This is a genomic window from Asanoa iriomotensis, assembly GCF_016862515.1.
Taxonomy (GTDB): Bacteria; Actinomycetota; Actinomycetes; order Mycobacteriales; family Micromonosporaceae; genus Asanoa; species Asanoa iriomotensis.
Map to the genome: position 1 here is coordinate 1 of NZ_BONC01000152.1, position 5,284 is coordinate 5,284.

A 5,284-nucleotide genomic window follows, 5' to 3' on the forward strand; every position below is an offset into this window, starting at 1 on the left:
GGTGCCTCGTCGGAGCCGTCGCCGGCGACCGACTGGTAGGCCGCGATCGCCGCGACCCGCAGCCCCTCGGCATGCTCTAGCCGCTGCGCCTCGGCCCGCAGGTCGTCGTCCTCGCCGGGCTGGGGGTCGACCCGGGTGATCTCGTCGAGGCCGAGCCGGAGCAGGTCGGCCTCCTGGTTGCGCTCGCGGGCGTTGCGCCGCCGGTCGGCGAGGTCGTCGGCGACCGCCCGCCAGCGGGTGTAGGTCTCGCGCATCTCGCCGAGCAGCTTCTCGTGCTCGGCGCCGGCGAACCGGTCGAGCGCCGCGCGCTGCTCGGCCGGTCGCAGCAGGCGGAGCTGGTCGGACTGGCCGTGCACGGCGACGACCTGCTCGCCGATCTCGCCGAGCGTCGCGACCGGCATGGTGCGGCCGCCGACGTGCGCCCGCGACCGGCCCTCGGCGGTCACCGTGCGGCTGAGCAGCAGCGTGCCGTCGTCGTCGGGCTCGGCACCGGCGTCGCTGACGCGGGTGTGGACGGTGGTCGCGACCGATCCGGCGAGACGCAGGCGGCCCTCGACCACCGCGCGGCCCGGGTCGGCACGCACCCGGCCGGCGTCGGCGCGCCCACCGAAGAGCAGCCCGAGGCCAGTGACCACCATGGTCTTGCCCGCGCCGGTCTCACCGGTGATGACGTTCATGCCACCGGCGAGCGGCAACGTCGAGTCGTCGATGACGCCGAGCCCGGTTATCCGCAACTCTTCCAGCACAGGACACGACAGTAGTAGCGGGGTCCGACAGTTGACCAGCCGTGTCGGCCGTGAGGACGCGGTGGCTGCACGCTTTACTGGTAAATCGTGTACGCCGAGCTGCGCGCGACCGCGCCCGAACGGCTCGCCGGCGTGGTCGGCACGCGGGTCGTGCGGCTGGGCGGGACGGCGCTGGTCGTCGCCGGCTCCACCGACCGGCTCCGCGACGTGGCGGCCGGCGCGTTCGCGAGTGAGCTGGTCCGCCGGGTCCGGGTCGTGGTCGCGTACTGGCGGCACACACCCTGGTCGGTCGGTGTCCTGCCGGCACCACATCTCGTGCGGCACCGGGTGGCACGGCCACACCGGCGCCGCGGTGCGGCGGTCGTCTCGCTGGGGTACGACCAACCGGTGCCCCTCGGCGACGCCGTCCGCACCGCGTTGACCGCGCTGGCGCCCACCGCACCCTGGCCGCGGACGGCGCCACTGCCCGGGCCGGCGCTGTTCGACGCCACCCGGATCAACCCGCGCGGCCGCCGGCCGTCCGCCTACGGGGCCGACGCTCCCCGGCTCGTGCTCGACTCCCCCGCCTTCGACGCGGCCGCGCTGGCCCGGCTGCGCGGCGCCGGCTCGGCGGAGGTCGGGCTGCACGCCGGCCCGGCCGCGGTGGCCGCGCTGTGTGCGACCGGCGTGCTGGTCGACGTGTCCGGCCTGTCGGTCCGGGCCCGGGCCGCCCTGTCGCCCGAGCTGCTCGCGGTGCTCGAGGAGCCGCCGCCGGCCGGCGAGCCGCTCGCGGTCGAGGCGCGCAGCGTGCGGCAACGGCGCGCGGCGCTGCGCGGGCACGCGGCCGGGCTCGCCGGCGCGTCCCTGCCCGCCGTCACCGCCATCCTGGCCACCCGCCGACCCGCGCTGCTGGGCCCGGTGCTGGCCATGCTCGCCGCGCAGACGTACCCCAATCTGGAGATCGTGGTCTGCCTGCACGGCGTGCCCGCACCGCCGTCGCTGGCCCTCGACCGACCGCACCAGGTCGTCGAGCTGCCCGCCGAGATCAGCTTCGGCGGCGTGCTGGGTGAGGCCACCGCCCGCGCCGCCGGGACGCTGGTGACCAAGGTGGACGACGACGACACCTACGGACCCGAGCACGTCTGGGATCTGGTGCTGGCCCGGCACTACTCCGGTGCCACCCTGGTCGGCAAGGGCAGCGAGCTGGTCTTCCTCGAAGACCGGGGCACGGTGCTGCGGCGCAGCGCGGGTGCGGCCGAGGCGTTCGGCCAGGTGGTCGCCGGCGGCACGATGCTGCTGGCCAAGGGTGACCTGGAAGCGGTCGGCGGCTGGCGCCCGGTGCCGAGGTCGGTCGACCTGGGGCTGATCCAGCGGCTGGCCCGCGCCGGCGGCAGCGTCTACCGCACCCACCCGCTCGGCTACGTCTACCACCGCCGGGCCACCGGACACACCTGGGACCCGGGCGAGGACCACTTCCTGCGCCACGCGTCCGTCACGTGGCCGGCGATCCCGCCCGAGGCATTGGCCTAGACGCGGCCGCCGCGCCAGCCGTCGACGGGGAGGCCGAACTTCGCCACCAGGCGGTCGGTGAACGGGCGGGGGCGCAGCCGGACGATCCGCACCGGCAGCGAGCCGCGCTGGACCGTCACCTGGGCGCCCGGTGGCAGGTCGAAGACCCGGCGGCCGTCGCAACAGAGCACCGCGAGCGTGGTGAACGGGTCGACGGTGAGCGTGAAGGTCGACGTCGGCGCGGTCACCAGCGGCCGGCTGAACAGCGCGTGCGCGCTGATCGGCACCAGCAGCAGCGCCTCGACCTCGGGCCAGACGACCGGGCCACCGCCGGAGAACGCGTACGCGGTCGAACCGGTCGGTGTCGCGCAGACCACCCCGTCGCAGCCGTAGCGGGACAGCGGCCGGCCGTCGACGTCGACCAGCAGCTCCAGCATCCCGGCGCGCTGTCCCTTCTCGACGCTCACCTCGTTGAGCGCCCAGGACTCGACCACCTCGCCACCCGGCGTCAGCTCCGCCCGCACGTCCAGGGTGAGCCGTTCGTCCACCGTGTAGTCGCGGTTGACCACGTCGCGGACCGCCTGGTCCAGATCGTCGATCTCGGCCTCGGCGAGGAAGCCGACCTTGCCGAGGTTGATGCCGAGCAGCGGCGCCTTCGCCGGGCGGGCCAGCTCGGCGGCGCGCAGGAACGTGCCGTCGCCGCCCAGCGCGAACACGATCTCCGCACCGTCGGCGGCGTCGAGGTCGCTGCGCGGCACCACACCCGGCACCTCGAGGTCGTCGGCCTCGTCGGCCACCACGCGCACCTCGAAACCGGCCCTGATCAGGTCGGTCGCGACCGTGCGCGCATGCTCGGTGCTCCGCCGCCTACCCGTGTGGGTCACCAGCAGCGCAACACGGGTCATACCGCCTCCTCGCGGACTGCCGCGCTTACGATCGCGCGCACCTCGTCAGGGACGACGGGTGGCGCGTCGCGCCGGAACCAGACGAAGAACTCGACGTTGCCGCTCGGGCCGGGCAGCGGGCTAGCGACCACGCCGGCGACTCCGAGGCCCAGGTCGGCGGCCGTGGCAGCGACGTCGAGCACCGCCTCGGCGCGCAGTGCCGGGTCGCGGACCACGCCGCCCTGCCCCACGCGTTCCTTGCCGACCTCGAACTGCGGTTTCACCATCAGCGCCAGGTCACCGCCCGGCTCGGTGCAGCCGGCCAGGGCCGGCAACACCAACCGCAGCGAGATGAACGAGAGGTCCGCGACCGTCAGCGCGACGGTGCCGCCGATCTGGTCCGGTTCGAGGGTACGGACGTTGGTGCGCTCGAAGACGCGTACCCGCGGATCGGTGCGCAGCGACCAGGCGAGCTGGCCGTAGCCCACGTCGACGGCGACCACCTCGGCCGCGCCGGCCCGCAGCAGCACCTCGGTGAAGCCGCCGGTGGACGCGCCCGCGTCGAGGCAGCGGCGGCCCTCCACGGTCAGCCCGCGCGGGCCGAAGCCGGCGAGGGCGCCGAGCAGCTTGTGCGCGCCGCGCGAGACGTAGGTCGGGTCGTCGCCGACCACCAGCACCGGATCGGCCGGGTCGACCATCGCGGCGGCCTTGCGGGCCTGCACGCCACGGACCTTGACCCGGCCGGCCTCGACCAGCTCCGCGGCCTGTTCCCGGGACCGGGCCAGCCCCCGCCGGACCAGCTCGCTGTCGAGTCGGTTTCTGCGAGCCATGACCAGCCGTGCCTGGGTTCAGGCCTGGTCGATGGTGGCGAGGGTCTCCCGCAGGGTGCGGTAGGCGGCCTCGTACTCGGCGATCTGGTCCGCCGGCGACAGGTCGGCCGCGTTGGTCATCGAGCGGATGGCGGCGTCGACCGCGGGGTGGCCCGAGAGGCCGTCGGCGGGCGCGGCCAGCTCGACGGGCTCGGCCGGTTGCATCCGGGCGAACATCGCCGGATTCGGTACGGGTGCGGTCATGATGCGCCGCCTGCCTTCTTCGCGGGTGCCTTCTTCGCGACCTTGCGGGCCGCGGTCGTCTTCTTCGCCGGGGTGGGCGCGGGCGCCGGGGTGGCGGCCGGCTCGTCGGCGACGGGCGCGGCGGTCTTCTTGACCGCGGTCTTCTTCGCGACGGCCTTCTTCGCGGGCGCGGCCGCGGTTTTGGCCGGGGCGGCCGTGGTCTTCGCCGGCGCGGCCGCGGTCTTCGCGGGCGCGGCGGTCTTCTTCGCCGGTGCCTTCTTGGCCGGCGGCGCGGAGATCGCCTCGGCGGCGTCGGCGCGGGCCCGCTCGGCACGCAGCTGGACCTCGAGGTCGCGGACCCGGGTGTTGAGCTCAGCGACCTCCTCGGCGGTGGCCAGACCGACCCTGCCGAGCGTCCGGTCGATCTCAAAGCGGATCAGCTTGACCAGCGCCTCGCGGTTGGCCGCGCTGGTGGTGACCATCTCCTCGGCCAGCGCGGTCAGCTGTGCCGCGGTGGCGCCACTCTTGCCGACGAGCTTGCGGGCGACCTTCTCCGCCTTCTTGCGCGAGGTCTCCGTCGCGCCCAGGGCCAGCTCCAGGTATGCCCGCCACGCGTCCTGCATCGTCTGCTTCCTCTCCCCAACGTTTCGGGTGCCCCAAGAAACTCGGTCAGCTCCGGCTCCACGCTACCGGGCGCCTATGTCGGGCTTGTGCGGTACCGTGCCGGGAGATCACGTGCCACGAGGGGAGCAACGGCTTGGCCACCGTCGACCAGTGCCGGGACGCGATGCACGAGCTGGCCGCACGGCTGGCCGGCAACGCCGACGCGCAGAGCCGGCTCGACCTCGAACGCACCGTCGCGTGCCGCTTGACCGACCTGGGCGCCGCCTTCCACGGCCGGCTGCACAACGGGCAACTGATCGACATCGCCGACGGCGACGACCCCAAGGCGAAGATCGCGCTCACGCTCAAGAGCGACGACTTCCTCGCCCTGGTCCGCGGCGACCTCGACGTCACCCGCGCGGTGGCCGCCGGTCAGATGCGCATCAAGGCCAACCCGTTCGACCTGCTCAAACTGCGCAAACTGCTCTAAGGGTCTGTGTCGAGGTCATGG

At 74.3% G+C, this 5,284-nt stretch carries 7 protein-coding genes; 2 read left to right on the forward strand and 5 right to left on the reverse strand.

Going from position 1 to position 5,284, the window contains the following annotated elements; all coding sequences use genetic code 11:
• A partial coding sequence (locus tag Air01nite_RS40415; RefSeq protein ID WP_203708776.1) for an AAA family ATPase occupies window positions 1-746 on the reverse strand: 746 nt, incomplete at its 3' end.
• Window positions 747-833: 87 nt separating this feature from the next.
• Here Air01nite_RS40415 and Air01nite_RS40420 point away from each other — a divergent pair.
• Entirely contained in the window at window positions 834-2,255 is a 1,422-nt protein-coding gene (locus tag Air01nite_RS40420; protein ID WP_203708778.1) for a glycosyltransferase family 2 protein, read from the forward strand.
• On the opposite strand, the gene Air01nite_RS40425 is transcribed toward Air01nite_RS40420, so the two are convergent.
• From Air01nite_RS40425 to Air01nite_RS40440, 4 genes are read right to left on the reverse strand one after another with little or no spacing between them, the layout of a single operon-like run.
• The gene (locus Air01nite_RS40425; RefSeq protein WP_203708779.1) at window positions 2,252-3,139 is read right to left on the reverse strand and encodes an NAD kinase; all 888 of its coding nucleotides are present in this window, start codon (window positions 3,137-3,139) and stop codon (window positions 2,252-2,254) included. The two genes, Air01nite_RS40420 and Air01nite_RS40425, sit on opposite strands and share 4 nt — an antisense overlap.
• Entirely contained in the window at window positions 3,136-3,948 is an 813-nt protein-coding gene (locus Air01nite_RS40430; RefSeq protein ID WP_203708781.1) for a TlyA family RNA methyltransferase, read from the reverse strand. Before Air01nite_RS40430 ends, Air01nite_RS40425 begins: the two co-directional genes overlap by 4 nt.
• Before the next feature lie 18 nt (window positions 3,949-3,966).
• Window positions 3,967-4,191 carry a hypothetical protein gene (locus Air01nite_RS40435; RefSeq protein WP_239091300.1) on the reverse strand — a complete coding sequence of 75 codons (225 nt, stop codon included), beginning with the start codon at window positions 4,189-4,191 and terminating at the stop codon, window positions 3,967-3,969.
• The gene (locus tag Air01nite_RS40440) at window positions 4,188-4,793 is read right to left on the reverse strand and encodes a phasin family protein (protein ID WP_203708783.1); all 606 of its coding nucleotides are present in this window, start codon (window positions 4,791-4,793) and stop codon (window positions 4,188-4,190) included. Before Air01nite_RS40440 ends, Air01nite_RS40435 begins: the two co-directional genes overlap by 4 nt.
• Window positions 4,794-4,927: 134 nt before the next feature.
• Here Air01nite_RS40440 and Air01nite_RS40445 point away from each other — a divergent pair, with 134 nt between their 5' ends.
• Window positions 4,928-5,263 (forward strand): SCP2 sterol-binding domain-containing protein, encoded by a 336-nt coding sequence (locus Air01nite_RS40445; protein WP_203708784.1) that lies wholly within the window; start codon window positions 4,928-4,930, stop codon window positions 5,261-5,263.
• Window positions 5,264-5,284: the final 21 nt, after the last annotated feature.

Bases quoted from the DNA above. Each gene is read 5' to 3' on its own strand.
- Air01nite_RS40435 (WP_239091300.1), bottom strand. From the start codon at position 4,191: ATGACCGCACCCGTACCGAATCCGGCGATGTTCGCCCGGATGCAACCG.
- Air01nite_RS40425 (WP_203708779.1), bottom strand. From the start codon at position 3,139: ATGACCCGTGTTGCGCTGCTGGTGACCCACACGGGTAGGCGGCGGAGC.
- Air01nite_RS40440 (WP_203708783.1), bottom strand. From the start codon at position 4,793: ATGCAGGACGCGTGGCGGGCATACCTGGAGCTGGCCCTGGGCGCGACG.
- Air01nite_RS40430 (WP_203708781.1), bottom strand. From the start codon at position 3,948: ATGGCTCGCAGAAACCGACTCGACAGCGAGCTGGTCCGGCGGGGGCTG.